20 protein-coding genes are annotated in these 17,887 nt (G+C 29.4%); 9 read left to right on the plus strand and 11 right to left on the minus strand.

Going from position 1 to position 17,887, the window contains the following annotated elements; all coding sequences use genetic code 11:
• Positions 1-3 precede the first annotated feature (3 nt).
• The 3 genes from BVC87_RS14235 to BVC87_RS14245 form a co-directional block, all read right to left on the minus strand.
• Entirely contained in the window at positions 4-729 is a 726-nt protein-coding gene (locus BVC87_RS14235; protein ID WP_075343064.1) for an OB-fold-containig protein, read from the minus strand.
• 101 nt (positions 730-830) lie between these two features.
• Positions 831-1,538, minus strand: a complete 708-nt coding sequence (locus BVC87_RS14240; protein WP_075343065.1) for a PspA/IM30 family protein — start codon at positions 1,536-1,538, stop codon at positions 831-833.
• Positions 1,539-1,543: 5 nt separating this feature from the next.
• On the minus strand, positions 1,544-1,939 hold the full coding sequence (locus BVC87_RS14245; RefSeq protein WP_075343066.1) for a type III secretion system chaperone family protein: 396 nt from the start codon (positions 1,937-1,939) through the stop codon (positions 1,544-1,546).
• A gap of 217 nt (positions 1,940-2,156) precedes the next feature.
• Between BVC87_RS14245 and BVC87_RS14250 the strand changes: the two genes are divergently transcribed.
• The gene (locus BVC87_RS14250; RefSeq protein WP_075343067.1) at positions 2,157-2,912 is read left to right on the plus strand and encodes a helix-turn-helix domain-containing protein; all 756 of its coding nucleotides are present in this window, start codon (positions 2,157-2,159) and stop codon (positions 2,910-2,912) included.
• Here BVC87_RS14250 and BVC87_RS14255 read toward each other — a convergent pair.
• A complete protein-coding gene (locus BVC87_RS14255; protein WP_075343068.1) occupies positions 2,909-3,337 on the minus strand; it encodes a DUF7738 domain-containing protein in 429 nt (142 codons plus the stop codon). The two genes, BVC87_RS14250 and BVC87_RS14255, sit on opposite strands and share 4 nt — an antisense overlap.
• 214 nt (positions 3,338-3,551) lie before the next feature.
• On the opposite strand from BVC87_RS14255, the gene BVC87_RS14260 reads away from it, so the two are divergent.
• Entirely contained in the window at positions 3,552-4,853 is a 1,302-nt protein-coding gene (locus BVC87_RS14260; protein ID WP_075343069.1) for an NAD(P)/FAD-dependent oxidoreductase, read from the plus strand.
• 56 nt (positions 4,854-4,909) lie between these two features.
• Here the strand turns inward: BVC87_RS14260 and BVC87_RS14265 are convergent, their stop codons facing one another.
• The 5 genes from BVC87_RS14265 to BVC87_RS14285 all read right to left on the minus strand — a co-directional run bounded on the left by BVC87_RS14265 (position 4,910) and on the right by BVC87_RS14285 (position 7,456).
• The gene (locus tag BVC87_RS14265; RefSeq protein ID WP_143569789.1) at positions 4,910-5,257 is read right to left on the minus strand and encodes a hypothetical protein; all 348 of its coding nucleotides are present in this window, start codon (positions 5,255-5,257) and stop codon (positions 4,910-4,912) included.
• A gap of 196 nt (positions 5,258-5,453) precedes the next feature.
• Positions 5,454-5,927 carry a DUF6428 family protein gene (locus tag BVC87_RS14270; RefSeq protein ID WP_075343071.1) on the minus strand — a complete coding sequence of 158 codons (474 nt, stop codon included), beginning with the start codon at positions 5,925-5,927 and terminating at the stop codon, positions 5,454-5,456.
• 3 nt (positions 5,928-5,930) lie between these two features.
• A complete protein-coding gene (locus BVC87_RS14275; protein ID WP_075343106.1) occupies positions 5,931-6,542 on the minus strand; it encodes an arsenate-mycothiol transferase ArsC in 612 nt (203 codons plus the stop codon).
• Positions 6,543-6,574: 32 nt separating this feature from the next.
• Positions 6,575-6,907 (minus strand): ArsR/SmtB family transcription factor, encoded by a 333-nt coding sequence (locus BVC87_RS14280; RefSeq protein ID WP_075343072.1) that lies wholly within the window; start codon positions 6,905-6,907, stop codon positions 6,575-6,577.
• Positions 6,908-6,949: 42 nt separating this feature from the next.
• A complete protein-coding gene (locus tag BVC87_RS14285) occupies positions 6,950-7,456 on the minus strand; it encodes a flavodoxin family protein (RefSeq protein WP_075343073.1) in 507 nt (168 codons plus the stop codon).
• A gap of 191 nt (positions 7,457-7,647) precedes the next feature.
• Here BVC87_RS14285 and BVC87_RS14290 point away from each other — a divergent pair, with 191 nt between their 5' ends.
• Positions 7,648-9,504 (plus strand): transthyretin-like family protein, encoded by a 1,857-nt coding sequence (locus BVC87_RS14290; protein ID WP_143569790.1) that lies wholly within the window; start codon positions 7,648-7,650, stop codon positions 9,502-9,504.
• A 177-nt stretch (positions 9,505-9,681) separates the two neighbouring features.
• Here the strand turns inward: BVC87_RS14290 and BVC87_RS14295 are convergent, their stop codons facing one another.
• Complete coding sequence (locus BVC87_RS14295) at positions 9,682-10,404, minus strand: DUF1223 domain-containing protein (protein ID WP_075343075.1); 723 nt, start codon at positions 10,402-10,404, stop codon at positions 9,682-9,684.
• Between the two features lie 105 nt (positions 10,405-10,509).
• On the opposite strand from BVC87_RS14295, the gene BVC87_RS14300 reads away from it, so the two are divergent.
• The 6 genes from BVC87_RS14300 (at position 10,510) to BVC87_RS14325 (ending at position 16,881) form a co-directional block, all read left to right on the plus strand.
• Positions 10,510-11,364: a PPK2 family polyphosphate kinase gene (locus BVC87_RS14300; protein ID WP_075343107.1), complete on the plus strand. Its 855-nt coding sequence runs from the start codon at positions 10,510-10,512 to the stop codon at positions 11,362-11,364.
• A 78-nt stretch (positions 11,365-11,442) separates the two neighbouring features.
• On the plus strand, positions 11,443-12,273 hold the full coding sequence (locus BVC87_RS14305; RefSeq protein WP_075343076.1) for a 3'-5' exonuclease: 831 nt from the start codon (positions 11,443-11,445) through the stop codon (positions 12,271-12,273).
• Positions 12,273-12,758, plus strand: coding sequence for an ABC transporter ATPase (locus tag BVC87_RS14310; protein WP_075343077.1), 486 nt, complete (start codon positions 12,273-12,275; stop codon positions 12,756-12,758). The genes BVC87_RS14305 and BVC87_RS14310 overlap by 1 nt, the downstream gene beginning before the upstream one ends.
• A gap of 75 nt (positions 12,759-12,833) precedes the next feature.
• Positions 12,834-15,752, plus strand: a complete 2,919-nt coding sequence (locus BVC87_RS14315) for a glycoside hydrolase family 3 N-terminal domain-containing protein (protein WP_075343078.1) — start codon at positions 12,834-12,836, stop codon at positions 15,750-15,752.
• Between the two features lie 13 nt (positions 15,753-15,765).
• Positions 15,766-16,302 carry a Crp/Fnr family transcriptional regulator gene (locus BVC87_RS14320; protein ID WP_075343079.1) on the plus strand — a complete coding sequence of 179 codons (537 nt, stop codon included), beginning with the start codon at positions 15,766-15,768 and terminating at the stop codon, positions 16,300-16,302.
• A 63-nt stretch (positions 16,303-16,365) separates the two neighbouring features.
• Positions 16,366-16,881, plus strand: a complete 516-nt coding sequence (locus BVC87_RS14325; RefSeq protein ID WP_075343080.1) for a GNAT family N-acetyltransferase — start codon at positions 16,366-16,368, stop codon at positions 16,879-16,881.
• A 6-nt stretch (positions 16,882-16,887) separates the two neighbouring features.
• On the opposite strand, the gene BVC87_RS14330 is transcribed toward BVC87_RS14325, so the two are convergent.
• A complete protein-coding gene (locus tag BVC87_RS14330) occupies positions 16,888-17,526 on the minus strand; it encodes a DUF4159 domain-containing protein (RefSeq protein ID WP_075343081.1) in 639 nt (212 codons plus the stop codon).
• Positions 17,527-17,887 lie beyond the last annotated feature (361 nt).

The following is a 17,887-nucleotide window of genomic DNA, read 5'->3' on the forward strand; positions in this document are numbered from 1 at the left end:
TATTTAATAATTTTTGATGTAATAAAATTTTTTATCTTTTGATTCTTTAATGATTAGTATTTCATTTCCTGAGGCAATTGGATCTCCATTCAAAGATTTTGCATAAATATTTATAGGATCATTTTCTACAAATAATTTTACACTTCCTAGTTTGTCTCCTGAAATGTTAGATAAAGAAGTGCCTGTTCTTCCGATTAAGTCTAAAGCACTTTCTCCTTTTCGATTTAGTTTTTTAAATATAGCTTTAAATGGTGTTGTAAATATTTTATTAATAAATAATGACGGTATAATAGCTGCAAAGAAAATTAGTAACCCGAATGAGTTTTCATAGCTATGAGTATAAAATGTTCCTATTACTGTTATAGCCCACCAGAAAAATATCCAAGCTGTAAATGTAAATAAGAAAGGTAATTCAGAAAAATTGAAATAAATTAAAAATACCTGCCACCATTTCAATGTTTTCTTTTTTTTACCAACTATAGTTTCGTTTTTCAATTCAACATTAGAAATATCTTCAACATCTATTCCTGTGGCATCAAATGAAGAATCTCCATCAACATCAAAATCAGCATCTACGTCCATGTCTACATCAACATCGATATCAAAATCTAGATCAAAGTCAAAATCCATCCCAAATAGCATCGTTACTACTCTATATACAGCTAATACTATAAGTAATACTGTGAGCGGTGCATTTATTGATGAAAAAACTAAATCGGTTAGTGTCATAGCTAGTTGTTATATTAATTTTAAATTATGAATTACGATTGAATAATAGTAAAAATTAAAAAGACAAATCGTAATTCATAACTCATAATAGGTACTTGTTGTTATTTGTCTTCAAATCCTAATTGTTTCTTTAGTTGTGCTAAATTATCTTCAGCCGTTTTATTTTTGGTATCTGTAATTTCATTTAATTTCTGATCTATGGTTTTAGATGATTTTGATACATCTCCATAAGCTTCAGCTAGAGCTTCTTCTTGTTGCACTTTTTCTTTCATGCGTTCTAACATAGCAACAGTTCCTAAGCTATCCATTTCAGCCATTTGTTTATTTAAGTTTTTTGTTGCTTTAGAAACTTTCACACGGGCTTTTAACGTTTTTAATTCATTTTCCCACTTATTAATTGTGCTTTTAATTTCTTGAACATTTCCTTCTAATTGGGCAACAGAATTATCAAAATTATCTGCTTCATTTTTTGCCTGTTGTATTTGCAAATGTATTTCTTCTTTTTTAATTAGAGCTTGTTTAGCTAATTCATCAGCTTCATTAAATTCCAGTTCACCATTTTTGGCTTTAGTGAGTACTAACATTGCTTTTTGCTCATAGTCATTAGCTTTGGTTGTGAATTCATCAATATCATTTTTAGCTCTAATAGCTAAAGCTTTAACTTGTGCTAAAGATTCTAATGATTTTTCAAGATCTATTCGTAAATCACGAATGCCTTGTTCTGTCATTTTAATCGGGTCTTCCATATTATCTATGGCAGCATTTGCTTCTGCTTGACCGATTTTAAAAAGTCGTTTAAAAAAGTTCATAATTTCTAATATTTTGAGAAATTAATGATTTGCTCAGAGTATTCACTAAGTAATAGGCTTAGAGAGTTTAAACTAGCTTCTAATTCATTAATATCTAAATTTTCCAATTGTAATGTGTCTCTGAAAATGACACGTTCACCAGTTTCATCAAGCACAAAAGCCCCATGAATGATATCTCTATTTTTTTGAAGTAATGCTTTAAACATAGCTTCATTAGGTTGGGTTGCTTTAAAAATAAATTGTTCCATAACTAGTATAGGATAAGCAACGCCAATAATTAAATTTTTAATTCCAAAATTTTCTTTTTCAATAACAAAAATCCCATCAGTTTCAATCTCTTTACGAATTGTAAAGTTAAGTTGTAATAAAAAATCTTTGGTTTTGTTAAAGTGAATGTTCATTAGCAATTAGTTCTGGTTTTATAGTTGATTTTAGTTAGCCTAGTATTTTTGAAATTAATACTGTTACGAGTTGTAAAGTTAATAGAATCATAATAAAATAGTTAATAGTTTAATATAGTTTTTTCTAGAAAAATTAGCAATATTCGTTTTTATTAGCTAATATTGTTAGTGTAAAGATACGAATTATTTTAGTAATTGCAAATAAAATTAGCAAAGCATGTCTTTTTTTGGTAGAAACATTAAAAAAATAAGAGGAGTTAAAGGTTTGAGTCAAAAATCATTTGCTGAAATATTTGACTTAAAGAGAGCTACTTTAGGGGCTTATGAAGAGGGAAGAAGCGAGCCTAAAATAGAGACAATTATTAAGATTGCTAATTATTTTAGCATAACCATAGATAGTTTGCTAACGTCAGATTTAACAGTTAATGAATTGTTACGTTTTAAAGAAGATTTAATTCTAGATGACAATGAATATGAAAAAGAAAGTTTATTATCCATCCCTTATGTGTCAGAAAAGAATATAAAGGGGTATTGTGAATATTTTGATAACGTGTCTTTTATAAATGATTTACCAATAATTAGTTTACCAATTGATACTGATGAGCAATTAAGAGCGTTTACTGTTACTAATTTAGAAATGACAGATCATGATAAAGGTTTGTATCCTAAAGATATAATTATTGGCCAATTTATCCCAAAAGAAGAAATGATGAATTTTGGGAATGGAGAAATTGTTGTAGCTGTATTGAAAGAAGAAATTGTAGTAAGGAAGGTTTACTTTATCGCTGATAAAGTGATTTTTAAAGCAGCACATAAAAATATCGAAGAGAAAATTTTTCCTCAAACATCTATAAAAGAGCTATGGTTAGCAAAATTTGCTTTCATAAAACGTTTACCTGAAGTAGGTGATGAAGTAGAAAACAAACTTTTATTTTTAGAAAGAGAATTATTGAAGCTTAAGAATAAAGGTTAGATTTTATAATCATTATTAATTCCAATACTAAAACCAAATCGAGTTTCATTTTCGCTTCCTAATCTATGGATAGCAACTTTACCTAATCCTATTTTACTAAATTCATTAAATGTAATATCTTCTTCTTCAAAAAATAGAGTTCCTGTATATGGTTTTTTAGGAACATATTCACTTGTATTTGAACTTTGATATACATTAATAGATACGATATGATCGTCACTTTTTAAGCTACAAGAAATACCAAAATCGTCCCAAATAATATATTCACTACTTGAGTTAATAGTTCTAGTTGGCTCACCAAAAACTTCAACTAAATTTTGGTATTGAGTAGGGAAAGTAAGCGCAGTTCCATTTACTAAAATGCTGTCTGTGTTACAGTTAATGATGAAATGTTTCTGTTTCTTTTTTTTGAAAATAGTAAACATATAAAAGAGGTGTAATTAATGTTACTATAACAAATCTATAAAATATTGTTTCAAATAAAAACATTAAAAATTTCTTTTTTCGAATATCTAAGTATTTTTGAGAGGTTGTTAAAAAAAATGAAAAATAATAAGAAATCGTAATTATTTAAAACCAAGGAAGTTTTAATTAAATTTGCTTTCCATAATTAATTTATTGCTTAAAAATATATAACATATGAATATACCTCAAACCAGTTTTCCACGAGTAGTCATTATTGGTGGGGGTTTTGCGGGTTTAGCTGCTGCTAGAGGATTAGAAAATCAAGAACTTCAAGTAGTACTTATCGATAAACATAATTATCACACTTTTCAGCCTTTATTGTACCAAGTTGCAACTGGAGGTCTAGAGCCAGATAGTATTGCATTTCCACTTCGAAAACGATTTAATAATGTTGAAAACTTTTATTTCAGGTTGGCAGAAGTAGTTCAAATCAATACTGAAAATAAGGAGATTAATACTTCTATAGGAAAGTTGGATTATGATTACCTGGTGATAGCTACAGGTTCTACTACAAATTTCTTTGGAAATACTAATATTGAGAAGTTTACAATGGAAATGAAATCCATTCCACAGTCGCTCAATATCAGAAGCTTAATTCTTGAAAATTTTGAAGAGGCATTATTAACTTCTGATTTAGAAGAAAGAAAAAAGTTAATGAACTTTGTTATTGTTGGAGGAGGGCCTACTGGAGTTGAATTAGCAGGAGCTCTTGCGGAAATGAAAAAAGAAATTTTACCTAAAGATTATCCTGATTTGGATATAAGGTTAATGAAAATAAATCTTATTCAAAGTTCAGAGTGTATTTTAAAAGGAATGAGCACGCAAGCTTCTGAAAAAGCAGAGGATTTTTTAATACGACTAGGGGTTGATGTCTGGAAAAATTTGCGAGTACTCGATTATGATGGAAATGTAGTAAAGACTAATGGAGAAGATCATTTTAGGTCAAGTACTGTGATTTGGGCAGCAGGAGTAAAAGGAGCAACAGTAGATGGATTAGAAGCAGAATGTGTAATTGAAAGAGCTGAACGATATAAGGTTGATGAGTTTAATAGAGTAGTGGCACATACTAATGTTTTTGCAATTGGAGATGTAGCCTGTATGAATACTGTAGATTACCCTAGGGGACATCCAATGATGGCACAACCTGCTATTCAGCAAGGAAGATTAGTAGCAAAAAATATTCTAGCGGAATTGAAAAATAAAGATATTGAACCATTTGTTTATAATGATAAAGGTTCTATGGCTACTATAGGAAGAAATAAAGCTGTAGTAGATTTACCAAAATGGAAATTTCAAGGGGTTTTTGCATGGTTTGTATGGATGGTAGTGCATTTGTTTTCTTTAATAGGATTTAGAAATAAAGCAGTAGTTTTTTTAAATTGGGTGTATAATTATATTAGATATGATAGAGAAACGCGATTGATAATACGTCCTTTTAAGAAAAGAAATAGGTATTCTTTTGATAAAGAAGTTTAAAATAAAAATCCCAAGTTAAAAACTTGGGATTTTTATTTTCGGTAATTTATATGATTCTATTCTATGTTTGTTGGTATGATAGTTATAGAATTGTTTTCTTCTATTATTATTTCGTAATCGGTACAAAAATCAACTTCTGTTTCTGCTTCAAATTCGAGTTTATTTTTAGAAGTAATTATAAAGTTAACATCACCTGGTGAATATGATCTAAATTCAGATGATTTACCAGTTTCAATATTACTTATGTTTTCAGTATTACCACCTGAGGTTTTAATTTGTACGCTAACTTCATTACTACTTAAGTTAGTAACTCTAGCTCTTGGGTTTTCATTATTACATTCAGAACAATTATAAAGAGAGAGTAATAGTAAACTTAAAAATAAAGTTGAAATTAGTTTTCTCATGATTTTAAACATGTTTAGGGATTATTCGGCGCGAATATACCATTTTAAAACCAATTGTAAATTTACGGTAAATCAATAACTGTTAGTAAAAAATGAAGAATGTATAAAAAAAACGAGATGAAACACTCGTTTTTTTTATTTATGTCAATCAAATTGAATTTTCTATTTAATTTTTAAGGTATAAGTTTTATAACAATTAGCAGCATCCGGAGTTCGGGTCGCAGCTAAATCCTTGGCTTTGTATTTCTGAAAGTTTTAATTTAGTTTTTGGAGTGGATGGTATGCCACATTGATCTTCGGCTAAGCAAGCTGTAGCTGTATTTACCAATAAGAAATTTTCTCCATTAAAATCTAAATCATATTTACCAATAGTAGTTCCTTGATATTCAACTTCAATTTCTACATCCTTTAAGTTCAATGTTTTTTCAGATAATTCTATAATATTGATCAGTTTTTCAGGATGTAATCTATGGTTGTAATCATTAGCATTCCATAATTGAAAATTGATTTTCTCTTCTTTGCGCAATACGCCACCACAATCAATAAAGTGTTTGGTTACTTTTCCAACTTCAGTAACATGAAAATGTTCTGGTACTAATGTTCCGTCAGGCAATTCAAAAGCTATCGTTTTTAAATCTTGTAAATGCTGTTTAATTTCTGAAAGTATCATATGTTATTGTTTTAAATGTGATAAGACATAATACATCTCAGAAGCAATTTGATTACTTCTTTCTGTATATGTTTGTTGTTCTAAATCAGTATTATCTGCTATTTTAGGGTCTTCATAAGTAATTGGAATCCTTTTTTCCGAGCCAGCAACAAATGGACAGCCCCCATCAGCTTCAGAGCAGGTCATTATTGCTGCAAAATTGCTAGTAGGATTAAACTCATCATGATATTTTTTTGAAAAACCTATAATTGGATGAGTATTTTCATCATAGCTAATAGCATATATAGGATTATTATTTTCACTTAATTTAGTAATTGCAAAACCTTGATTACTTAAGGTTTTAATAATTGGTGTAGCAACGGCAGTATTTTCCGTTCCTCCAGAATATGTGGTTATTGTATCTAAATTTAAGTACTTTGCTAATGTTTGTGTCCAAATTTGTCCTAAATGACTTCTTCTTGAATTGTGTGTACAGATAAAATTAATGGCTATTTTTTCATTCTTAGAAATCTTCTCATTTAAGTATTCAATGAAAGGATTGAGAATTTCCTTTCTATTTTCAGGAATTTCAAGCTTAGCAACTGATTCAATGGTTTCTTTTAATTTTGTATTCATTGTAATATTACGATTGATTAATGTAAAATTTTTTAACAACATTTACTTTCGGTACAAGAAAATACGTTTAAAAAATTAGATATTATATGTTTAATTTCTGTCCATTTTTCTTGATTCAAACAATAGCAAACACTTGTACCTTCTATTGTTCCTTGAATAATTTCTACTTTTTTTAATTCTTTTAAATGTTGCGAAATTGTTGCTTGTGCTAATCCAATTTCATTAACAAGATCACTACAAATACACGTTTTTGTTCTAGATAAATGTTCTAAAATGGCTATCCTAGCAGGATGACCAAGAACCTTAGCTATAGTAGCAATTTCATTTTGCTCTTTGGTGTATATGTCTTTTTTTGTTACTCCCATTTATATATTGCAATATTACGATAAAGATAATAAATATAAAAGCTAAAGTTTGTTTTTTAATGTATTAATGTTATGTTTAGCATGATTATCAATTTCATTTTCTGTAAAAAAAGCATGTGTGTCTCCAAGATATTCCATTCCTAAGTATTTAGCACTTTCAATAAAAGGCATTTCAAATCCATCTCTTCGATCATTTTCTCCAGAGTTACTAATCATTGCCATTTTTTTACCTCTTAGTTTTCTTCCTAATTCTTTTTTGTAATGTAAAAGATCTGAAAGTCGATCAAAAAAAACTTTTAAAATTCCGCTCATAGAATACCAATAAACAGGAGTAGCAAAGACTATAGTATCGTATTTTTCAATAATTTCTTCCATTAAAGGGAGGAAATCATCATTAGCGTTTTCAAAATTATAATTAAAATGTCCAATGTTTTTAGTAGAAAGATCTATAATATCAAATTGGTTGTCTTGATTTAAATACGTAACAATCTTATACGTATTACCTTTAGCATTAGAGCTAGCTTGTAGTATTAATTTATTTTTATTCATACCCTAAATATACGATTTATAAAGGTGAAATACCCCAGAAAAGTATAAGATAAAAACTATACATAAAATAGGGTAAACCTGATGGTTTTAAAGGGTGTAAACATTTCTTTCTCTGGTTATTAGGTGGTTAATTTTGTGAAAATGTTAATCTGTTGATTGACAAATCTATAACCAACTTAAATTTAAAAATAATGAAACAGATTAAAGGAAACCTTTCTGGATACATATGTGAAGATTGTTTAGAAAGTGTAAGTAATACTAAAGTAAAATTATATCAATCGACTAATGATGATGTAGCAAATTCTAGAAACTCATTCAAACTTTTATCAGAGAAAGAAATTAAAAGCAAAGATAATTTTTTGGTAGGCGAAGGATTTACAGATGAATCAGGTAATTATGAGATAGAACTTTTTGAAAATTATCAAGATGGAAATTTAGAATTTCATTTCGAATTGAATACCGTTCCAAAATCATTACATGAACAAGGTAAATTTCCAACAAGACAATTTTATGCAGAAACATTTTTACCAAAATGGGATTTCGATTCTACACAAGATTTTGAATTAGCATTCCATGATTATATCATTAACTCAAAGTGGTGGTGTTATATTAGAGGAGTTCTTTTTGATGCTTGGGTTATCTGTGGAAAATTATTGAATTGTCAAATAGGAACTCCAATTAAAGGAGCTACTGTAAATGCTTTTGATGCTGATTTTCTTTCAGATGATAGTCTAGGTAGTACAACAACTGATTCTAATGGACATTTCAGAATTGACTACACTTCAAAAACATTTAAACAAACATTTTTATCTCCTGTGATTAATGTAGAAACAGATCCAGGATTGCCATTACGTTTTCAGAGTGGACCAGATGTATACTTTAAAGCTGAATTAGCTGGAGCTACTTTAGTAGATGAAAAAAAAGCAGATGCTAGAAAAAATGTAAACCATTGTTTATGTGTTACTTTATGTTCAGAGGTAAATGTGGTTGATCCAAATGATTCTAATTTTCCTAGTGCTTGGACAGGAATAGGAAGTGCTTTCAATGCTTCATTTGGGACAAGTACCAGAGATTTTGATGTAGATGGTTTTGCTGGTGCGGGTAAATATGCATTGTATAGTGTGATTAATTTAACAGGTCAGGCAGCTTTAAAATCGGTAAGAGGTAATCCTATAGAATACCGTTTTTTGGTGAGTAATGTAACTACACCAAATGGTAGTTCAAGTCCAGCGGATAGTAATTTCAATAGAGTAGTAGGAGTTGAGCCTGGTTTATTTGTTTCTAGAGAAGTATTACGTCTTAGTAGAAAAATATCACTGCCTAGTAATAATATCATTTCAGTTTCCAGTGCACAAGCTGATTTTGATGCCAATGGTTGGTTTGATGTAAATAAAGCTATTGACAGAACATTAATTGCAAATGGCTTAACTCCAGCAGACTTATCTTTATTTGACATTATTGATACGGATACGTTAATTTCTTTAGATACTAGAAAGCTAACCACGGCGTCAAATGTCACTAGTACAATTTCAGCAGGGCAAGACATACCACCTTCAGAAAAGGCATCAGTAGAAAAATTTGCTATCCGATTTGAAATAAGAGAAGTGATAAACAAAGCGACAAATCAATTTAATACTATTCCAGGTAGTGGTAGAACTTTAAATTCAGTAGTAATGAATAATACTTCTTTATATAAGAAATTATCAATAGCAGAATTAGAAGCTACTACGTTGTGTACACCTATAAATGGAACGATACATGCAAAATATACAGTATATCATCCTTATTTATCATATGTTAGATTGCATTTAGAAAGTAATAGTGGTTCTGTCGATAGAAATATAGATGATGGCGTTTTACCAAATAACACAGGCTTAGTTCCCGTTTCGGATGAAGTTACTAATGCGAGTTCACAGCTTAACAATCCACCTAATGATATGGACAGATGTACGTATACACTAGAATTATCAGTTAATGCTAGACTTCATAATGGTAATAGTGCAACTACAAATCAAAAAGTGAAACAAGTGTTCTTTTATGATATATAAATTGTAAGAATAGAGTTTGAAGAGAAAGACGATCTAAAAAATAATCGTAATGTGTCATTACAAAGCTAGTAAAGCTAAAGTAATCTTACTTTATAAAGGTTAGATTGCTAAAAAACTTCATTGTATTCCATTTTTTCACAATGACTATTTATGAAACATTTTTTAGATCGTCTTTTTTTATAAAGTAACTTGAATACCAGTAGTTATAAAAGATTCTTTGTCTTTCACTAAAACTACAAGTCGAAGTTTATCTTTTTTAGAAACAATTTTGGGTATCGCTATTTCTGCTTTTCCTTCTTTTACGTTTAATACCTCACTTTTTTCACGAACGACAATATTGGTATTCTTTAAAACTCTATTTCTGTTTTCTCCTCTTTTTACACTTGTAATTCGCTCGTCAATAATTAACAAATAGGAAATTTTATGTTTTTTTATTTTTCCATTGATTTGATAAGAAAATAACACTTTATCATCAGAAGTTTTTATATCAGAAATAGAAATTGAATTCGAACTAGACTTACGATGTAATATTTGTTTTATCTTTCTATTGATTTTAATTTCATTGGATCCAACAAAATGCTCATCTCCATTAATTACTAATTGAGGAGTATATATTGAGCTGCTATAAAATTTTTGAGCATAATCACGCTGTTTATTTGTGTACTTATTCGATGCGAAAGGATCTTTCCAGCCTATATAATCCCAATAATCTACATGATACGCTATAGGTATTACGCTACTAGGATCAGCTGAATGTTTAATTTTATCTAAAACTTTATCTGCTGGTGGACAGCTAGAACATCCTTGCGAAGTAAACAATTCCAATACCACAACTGGTTTCTCTTGAGAAAAGCTAAAAATAGCAGTCAAAAGGAAAATAAGAAGAAAACGATTTGCCATGTATAATCAAAATTTATAAGTTAGTAGAAATAGTTGTAAAAGGCTTACAGAATCTGTGAAATTGAAGTATATTTTTTTACATTTATGAAATAATTTAGCATGAATATGAATTTAGACAAGTATAAAGTAAGTGAAGCCATTCAGTTAGAAAATAAAGCAACTTTTGAGCAAATTGAAGATGCTGAGAAAAAGCTTAAAAAAACAAGAAAGAAAATAGCAGACTTACAAAATACAATGTATGCAGAAGGCAAGTATAGTGCTTTAATTTGTTTACAAGGTATGGATACTTCAGGAAAAGATAGTTTAATCCGAGAAGTATTTAAGCAGTTTAACGCAAGAGGAGTAGAGGTTCATAGTTTTAAAGTGCCTACTGAACTTGAATTGAAGCATGATTTTTTGTGGAGACATTATATTGCTTTACCAGCAAAAGGAAAAGTCGGAGTTTTTAATAGAACACATTATGAGAATGTATTGGTAACTCGAGTACACCCTGAATATGTGTTCGGTGAAAATATTCCATCTGTTAAAAGTTTAGATGATTTAAATGATGATTTTTATCATGATAGAATGGAAAGAATTAATAATTTTGAAAAACATTTGGTTGTAAATGGGACTATCATTTTAAAGTTCTTTTTGCACTTATCTAAGGATGAACAAAAAAATAGATTATTAAGACGTTTAAACATACCTGAGAAAAACTGGAAATTTTCAGCAGGAGATTTAAAAGAACGTAAACTTTGGGATCAATATCAGGAGTGTTATGAGGATGCTATTAATAGAACATCTACAGATTATGCACCTTGGTATATTATACCTGCTGATGATAAACCTACTGCTCGTTTGATTGTAGCAACAACAATTTTAGAAACGTTTAAAGAATACGATTTCAAAGAACCTTCTTTAGACAAAAAAATCTTGGAAAAGATCGATGAATTCAAAGAACAATTAAACAACGAATAATGATGTAACAATTACATCGTTAGTTAACTTTAGAATAATATATTTCCTAATAAACAAACCAGGAATACAAATAACTTTATGGAATTAAACTTAAAAAAACCACTCGTTTTTTTTGATTTAGAAACAACAGGTATCAATATTGCAACAGATAGAATTGTAGAAATCTCAATATTAAAAATCTTCCCTAACGGTACTCAAGAAAGTAAAACATGGTTGGTAAATCCTGAAATAGAAATTTCAGAACAGGCCACAGCTGTGCATGGTATTACAAATGAAAAAGTTGTAAATGAGCCTACATTTAAAGAATTAGCAGAAAAGATAAATGAAATGATAGCGGATGCCGATTTAGCAGGATTCAATTCAAATAGGTTTGACATACCATTATTAGCTGAAGAGTTATTAAGAGCTGGTATTGATTTTGATATGGAGAATAGAAAAGCTGTAGATGTCCAAGTAATATTTCACAAAAAAGAACAGCGTACGTTAAGTGCAGGTTATAAGTTTTATTGTGGAAAAGATTTGGAAGACGCGCATTCTGCTGAAGCAGATACCATGGCTACCTATGAAATTTTGAAAGCTCAATTAGATAAGTACGACGATATAGAAAATTCAGTAGAAGTTTTAAGTGAGTTCTCTTCACATACAAAACGTGCTGATTTTGCTGGATTTATTTTATTTGATGATAATGAGCAAGAAATTTTTTCTTTTGGAAAATATAAAGGAAGAACTGTAGAGGAGGTTTTAAAAGAAAATCCAGGCTATAATTCATGGATTCAGCAGGCTGATTTTCCACTATATACTAAAAAGGTATTGCGTCAAATTAAAGAACGAATGAGTGGACCCAAACAGCCTGAAATGTCTGATGAAGAAAAATTAAAAGCCCTACAACAAAAATTTAATTTACGATAATGTATATAGATTATAATGAATTACCTGAAACCGCTAGGATTTGGGTGTACCAAGGAAACAGAGAATTTACTTTGGAAGAAGTAGAAATGATATCAGCTAAGGCTATTTTATTTATAGAAAAATGGACAAGACATGGCGAGGATTTAAAAGGTTCGTTCACCATTAAGTATAATCAGTTTTTAATTATAGCCATAGATGAAGCGTTTAATGCTGCATCTGGTTGTTCTATTGATGCTTCAGTACGTTTTATTCAAGAATTGGAAAAAGAATTTAACTTAGACTTAATGGATAAAATGAATGTGTCTTTTAAAGATGGAGATCGAATTAATGTAGTTAAATTATCAGATTTTCAGGAGTTTGCTAAAGAAGAAAAAATAACTTCTCAAACTATAGTATTTAATAATATGGTGAATACTAAAGGAGATTTCAAAACAAAATGGGAAGTTCCGGCAATAGAAAGTTGGCATAATCGTTTTTTGGTATAAGAATTGTTTAATTTTTAAGGTCCCCAATAACATACAGTAAGAATCATAACTTACTCTAAAGCGTGAATGTATTACATGGAGAAAAAATTACTAGTATTAGCATTATTTTGTTTAAATTTTATTCAAGGGCAACAAGTTGATCCTTTAAGAGCTGAGAAATATGTACTTCAGAATGAATGGGTAGATAGTATCATGAAAAATATGTCTGTGGAAGAAAAAATAGGACAGTTATTTATGATGCAAGCGTATTCTAATAAAGACTTAGCTCACGAAAATTTTATACATAATTTAATTACTAAGTACCATGTAGGAAATTTAATTTTCATGAAGGGTACACCAGAAAAGCAGGTGGCTTTAACCAATAAATATCAAAATTTATCTAAAAAGGTTCCACTTTTAATTGGTTTTGATGGTGAATGGGGATTGGATATGCGTTTAAAGAATACCTATCGTTTTCCTTGGAATATGACACTTGGAGCAGTACAAGATGATACTTTAATTGAACGCTTAGGTAAAAGAATAGGAGAACAATGTAAACGTGTTGGAATACATATTAATTTTGCTCCTGTGGTAGATATCAATACCAATGCCAACAATCCTATTATTGGTAATCGTTCTTTTGGTGAAACGAAAGAAAATGTAGCCAATAAATCTGTGGCATTTACTAAAGGAATGCAAAGCGTAGGAGTATTGGCTAATGCGAAACATTTTCCTGGACATGGAGATACTTCAACAGACTCTCACTTAACCTTACCGTCTGTTAATTTTACTGAAAGGAGAATAGATTCTGTAGAACTATATCCTTTTAGGAAGCAGTTTGATGCTGGTGTAGCAAGTGTAATGACGGCACATTTAAGCATCCCATCTCTTGAACCTAATGTAGATTTACCTTCTTCACTATCCAAAAATGTAGTAACTAATTTATTACAAGAAAAACTAGGTTTTGAAGGTTTAGTACTTACTGATGGTTTAAATATGAAAGGAGCTGCAAATTATGCTACAGCTGCAGAGATTAATCTAGCAACTTTTTTAGCAGGTAATGATATTTTACTAATTCCACAAGATATTCCAAACACAGTAAAACTATTTATAAAGTCTATTGAAAAAGGAGAGTTAACGGAGGAGAGAATAGATAAATCAGTACGAAAGATTCTAAAGGCAAAGTATTTAGTAGGGTTACATAATTATACACCTATTCAAGAAGAGAATTTATTATCTGATTTGAATACTGTACAAGATGAACTTCTGCATAGACATCTTATAAAAAAATCAATTACAGTATTAAAAAATACTCGTGAAACTCTACCTATAAAAAAATTAGACGTAAACAATATTGCTTATGTAAAATTAGGAGATGATAAAGGAGATGATTTTGTGAACATGCTTAGAAATTACACTAAAGTAGATGTAATTTCAGATAAGCATTTATCTAATTTAACAAAGAAACTAGAAGATTATAATGTAGTAATTGTAGGTTTTCATAAATCGAATAAACATCCTTGGAAATCGTATAAATTTTCGAATAAAGATTTAGTTTGGCTTCAAGAAATAGCAAGAAATAAAAGGGTAATTTTAGATGTTTTTGCAAATCCATATAGTTTATTAGATATAAAAACATTCACCAATATTGAAAATATTATTGTTTCTTACCAGAATAGTAAATTAGCTCAGGAATTATCAGCACAAGCTATTTTCGGTGCTTTTGAGATATCTGGTAAACTTCCTGTGAGTATTCGTAATGATTTTCAAGTCGGTAGAGGTTTGATTTTATCACCGTTAAATCGATTTGAATATACACTACCAGAAGAAGCAGGTGTGTCAACGGAAAAATTAAGTGTTGTTGATCGTTATATAGATACTATTTTGAATCAACGAATGACACCAGGAGGGCAAGTATTAGTGGCAAGACATGGAAAAGTAATCTATCATAAAACATTTGGTTACCAAACGTATAACAAAAGAAGGAAAGTTAAAAAATCGGATGTTTACGATTTAGCTTCGTTGACAAAAATTTTAGCTACTTTACCAGCAGTTATGCGATTAGAGGAGAACAAGAAGGTATCCTTAAATGCAGATTTAAAGGATTTACTACCATCTTATAAAGATAGTAATAAGGAAAATATAAACTTAAAAGACATACTATCACATTATGCACAATTAAAATCGTGGATTCCATTTTACACTAGAACATTAGATTCTGTAACAGGAAAAATTTCAAAAGAGTATTACAGTACAAAAAAATCAAAGGAGTTTCCGACTAAAGTTGCTAAAAATGTTTATCTAAACAAAGTATACAAAGATTCTATTCATACAATTATCAAAGATTCAAATCTAAGGGAGCGAAAAGGCTATCGATATAGTGATTTAGGATATTATATTATGAAAGATATCGTAGAAAGGAAGTATAGAAAGTCAATAGATAATGTAGTTGAAAATGAGTTTTATAGTTCTTTAGGTTTAGACAGAACCTCTTATTTACCACTGAAGAAATTTAATTGGAAAGATGTAGTACCAACAGAAAAAGATGATTACTATAGAAATCAATTGTTAAGAGGTTATGTTCATGATATGGGTGCGGCGATGCAAGGTGGAGTAGGAGGACATGCTGGATTGTTTTCTAATGCCAATGATGTAGCTAAATTAATGCAAATGTATTTACAAGGAGGAAACTATGGTGGAGTTCAATACTTTAAAACGGAAACTATAGATAAATTTAATAAACGATACTATCCTGAAGTACGTAATAGAAGAGGTTTAGGTTTTGATAAACCACAAATAAACCCGAGAGAAAAGCCTACTTGCGGTTGTGTTTCTGATCAAAGTTTTGGGCATAGTGGCTTTACCGGTACTTATACATGGGCAGATCCTGAAACTGGCATTTTATATGTGTTTTTATCAAATAGAACATATCCTACAATGAAAAATAAAAAACTAGTTCATAGTAATATCAGAACTAAAATTCAAAGAGCTATTCAGGAATCTATAGTCAATTAATTTCATGTAAATTTTGAAAGCCTATCAGTTATTAAAACATCATATTTATACCGAAGGAATTTTACATAAAAAAAAGACCTTTAAAAGAAATGAGTTTTTAAAAATAGCTGATACTACAAATACCAACATATACTTTATCGTATCAGGAAGTGTGAAAGTTTCTTTTATTAAGGAAGAAGAAGAATATATCATGTATTTTGGCTATAAGGATTCCATTATTACAGCTTTAGATTCATTTTTAATACAGCAAAAAAGCCAATTAGAAATTAAAGCTTTAAAGAATACAGAAACTTATTTTTTGTCTAAAGATGAGTTTCATACTTTTTTAAATTCTGATGCCAAGTATTTAAAATTGTGGAATAATGTATTAGAAGAAATTGTTCTCTATCAATTTGAAAGGCAACAAAATTTATTACTTCCTTCCCCAGAGGAAAGATTTAACGATGCTCTACATAAAAATCCAGAACTATTTCAAGAAATTCCACATAAATACATAGCTGCTTATTTAAGAATGTCTCCTGAAACGTTGAGTAGATTGAAAAAATCTTGAGTTGAATCAATAATTTCCTTTTCACAAAGTGTTTATTTTACAGTTATTAAATAACGGTAATAAATGGAAAACTATACAATTAAACTTTTATCATTTTCAGATTCAAGAAAGTTTTTTGAACTAATGATCAATAATAAAAATAGACTTGAAGATTTCTTTGCAGGTACAGTTAAGCACACTCAAACATTAGAAAGTACAATAAATTACTGCAGAGAAATAGAGTTAAAAATAGAGAAGAAAGAATATTTCCCGTATTTAATTTTTGACAAGGATACACCAATTGGTTTTATTGATTTTAAAAATATAGATTGGAGTGTTCCTAAAGCTGAAATAGGTGCTTTTATAGATCATAACTTTGAAGGAAAAGGTATCATAACCCAAAGCTTTAAGTATTTACTAAAAGAGGCCGTGAAAAAGCATGAATTTAAAAAGTTGTACTGTAGAATTTCTAAAGATAATATAAGAAGTATTAAACTAGCTAAGGGATGTGGCTTTGCATTAGAAGGCGTAATGCAACGAGATTATTGCACAACAGATGGTAAATTAATAGACTTAAACTATTATGGGATGCTAATTTGAATATGTTTAATTCTTAAAAGCGTATTCAATTATATTAGACCCCATTTTTAAAGCCTTTTCTCGAATTTCATTAGGATTATTATGCACTGCTCGATCTTCCCATCCATCACTTAAATCAGATTCATAATCGTAAAAAACAACTAATCTTCCTTCATAAAAAAGTCCAAAACCTTGAGGTGCTTTTTTATCATGCTCATGAATTTTAGGTAGACCTTTTGAGAATTTAAATGTTTGATGATAAATTGGGTGATTAGCAGGAATCTCTTTAAAATCAATTTTAGGAAATATTTTTCTCATTTCTCTTCTTATGTATTTGTCTAATCCATAATTGTCAGAAACATGAAGAAAACCACCAGAAATTAAATACTTTTTTAAGTTTTCTACAGCAGAATCATCAAAATACACATTACCATGTCCAGTTAAAAACACAATAGGTAAATTAAAAATATCTTCGCTATCAGGTTCAACTGTAATGATATTTGTATCAATAGATGTCTGAGTAAATTGATTGCTAAATTTTACAAGATTAGGTAAAGATGTAGGATTTGCATACCAATCTCCACCGCCATCATATTTTAATATACCTACTTGTTGACCAAAAGTTAAGAAAGAACAGTGTAGGAAAAGGAAAAAGAAAAACTTCATTTTATCAATTTAAATGTAATACAATAATAATATAAAAAAAACACCATCCCCTTCCGCATGGTGTTTTTTTTGTGAAGAAAGTAGTAAATATTAATCCCTAAATATATTTACTGGTTTATGTAAGTTTTCACTTCAAATATACGTAAGTTGTTTATTTACAAACTCCTAAAACATCTATTTTGGATGTTTTAGGACAAATTATATCAAAAAAAAACACTGTTAAAAACAGTGTTTTGCTTTTCCCTCTTCATAGAGAGTAGCACTCTCTATATATTTTTAGATTAATTCGGTCGATTTTTTAAATAGATAATAACACCTATTTAAAACGGATATCAAATTTAGAAGAGTTAAATTAAATAGA

The organism is Tenacibaculum agarivorans, assembly GCF_001936575.1.
Lineage (GTDB): Bacteria > Bacteroidota > Bacteroidia > Flavobacteriales > Flavobacteriaceae > Polaribacter > Polaribacter agarivorans.

Bases quoted from the DNA above. Each gene is read 5' to 3' on its own strand.
- BVC87_RS14270 (WP_075343071.1), bottom strand. From the start codon at position 5,927: ATGATACTTTCAGAAATTAAACAGCATTTACAAGATTTAAAAACGATA.
- BVC87_RS14285 (WP_075343073.1), bottom strand. From the start codon at position 7,456: ATGAATAAAAATAAATTAATACTACAAGCTAGCTCTAATGCTAAAGGT.
- BVC87_RS14250 (WP_075343067.1), top strand. From the start codon at position 2,157: ATGTCTTTTTTTGGTAGAAACATTAAAAAAATAAGAGGAGTTAAAGGT.
- BVC87_RS14300 (WP_075343107.1), top strand. From the start codon at position 10,510: ATGAATTTAGACAAGTATAAAGTAAGTGAAGCCATTCAGTTAGAAAAT.
- BVC87_RS14265 (WP_143569789.1), bottom strand. From the start codon at position 5,257: ATGAGAAAACTAATTTCAACTTTATTTTTAAGTTTACTATTACTCTCT.
- BVC87_RS14245 (WP_075343066.1), bottom strand. From the start codon at position 1,939: ATGAACATTCACTTTAACAAAACCAAAGATTTTTTATTACAACTTAAC.
- BVC87_RS14330 (WP_075343081.1), bottom strand. From the start codon at position 17,526: ATGAAGTTTTTCTTTTTCCTTTTCCTACACTGTTCTTTCTTAACTTTT.
- BVC87_RS14275 (WP_075343106.1), bottom strand. From the start codon at position 6,542: ATGAATACAAAATTAAAAGAAACCATTGAATCAGTTGCTAAGCTTGAA.
- BVC87_RS14280 (WP_075343072.1), bottom strand. From the start codon at position 6,907: ATGGGAGTAACAAAAAAAGACATATACACCAAAGAGCAAAATGAAATT.
- BVC87_RS14315 (WP_075343078.1), top strand. From the start codon at position 12,834: ATGGAGAAAAAATTACTAGTATTAGCATTATTTTGTTTAAATTTTATT.
- BVC87_RS14240 (WP_075343065.1), bottom strand. From the start codon at position 1,538: ATGAACTTTTTTAAACGACTTTTTAAAATCGGTCAAGCAGAAGCAAAT.
- BVC87_RS14290 (WP_143569790.1), top strand. From the start codon at position 7,648: ATGAAACAGATTAAAGGAAACCTTTCTGGATACATATGTGAAGATTGT.
- BVC87_RS14305 (WP_075343076.1), top strand. From the start codon at position 11,443: ATGGAATTAAACTTAAAAAAACCACTCGTTTTTTTTGATTTAGAAACA.
- BVC87_RS14310 (WP_075343077.1), top strand. From the start codon at position 12,273: ATGTATATAGATTATAATGAATTACCTGAAACCGCTAGGATTTGGGTG.
- BVC87_RS14255 (WP_075343068.1), bottom strand. From the start codon at position 3,337: ATGTTTACTATTTTCAAAAAAAAGAAACAGAAACATTTCATCATTAAC.
- BVC87_RS14295 (WP_075343075.1), bottom strand. From the start codon at position 10,404: ATGGCAAATCGTTTTCTTCTTATTTTCCTTTTGACTGCTATTTTTAGC.
- BVC87_RS14325 (WP_075343080.1), top strand. From the start codon at position 16,366: ATGGAAAACTATACAATTAAACTTTTATCATTTTCAGATTCAAGAAAG.
- BVC87_RS14235 (WP_075343064.1), bottom strand. From the start codon at position 729: ATGACACTAACCGATTTAGTTTTTTCATCAATAAATGCACCGCTCACA.
- BVC87_RS14260 (WP_075343069.1), top strand. From the start codon at position 3,552: ATGAATATACCTCAAACCAGTTTTCCACGAGTAGTCATTATTGGTGGG.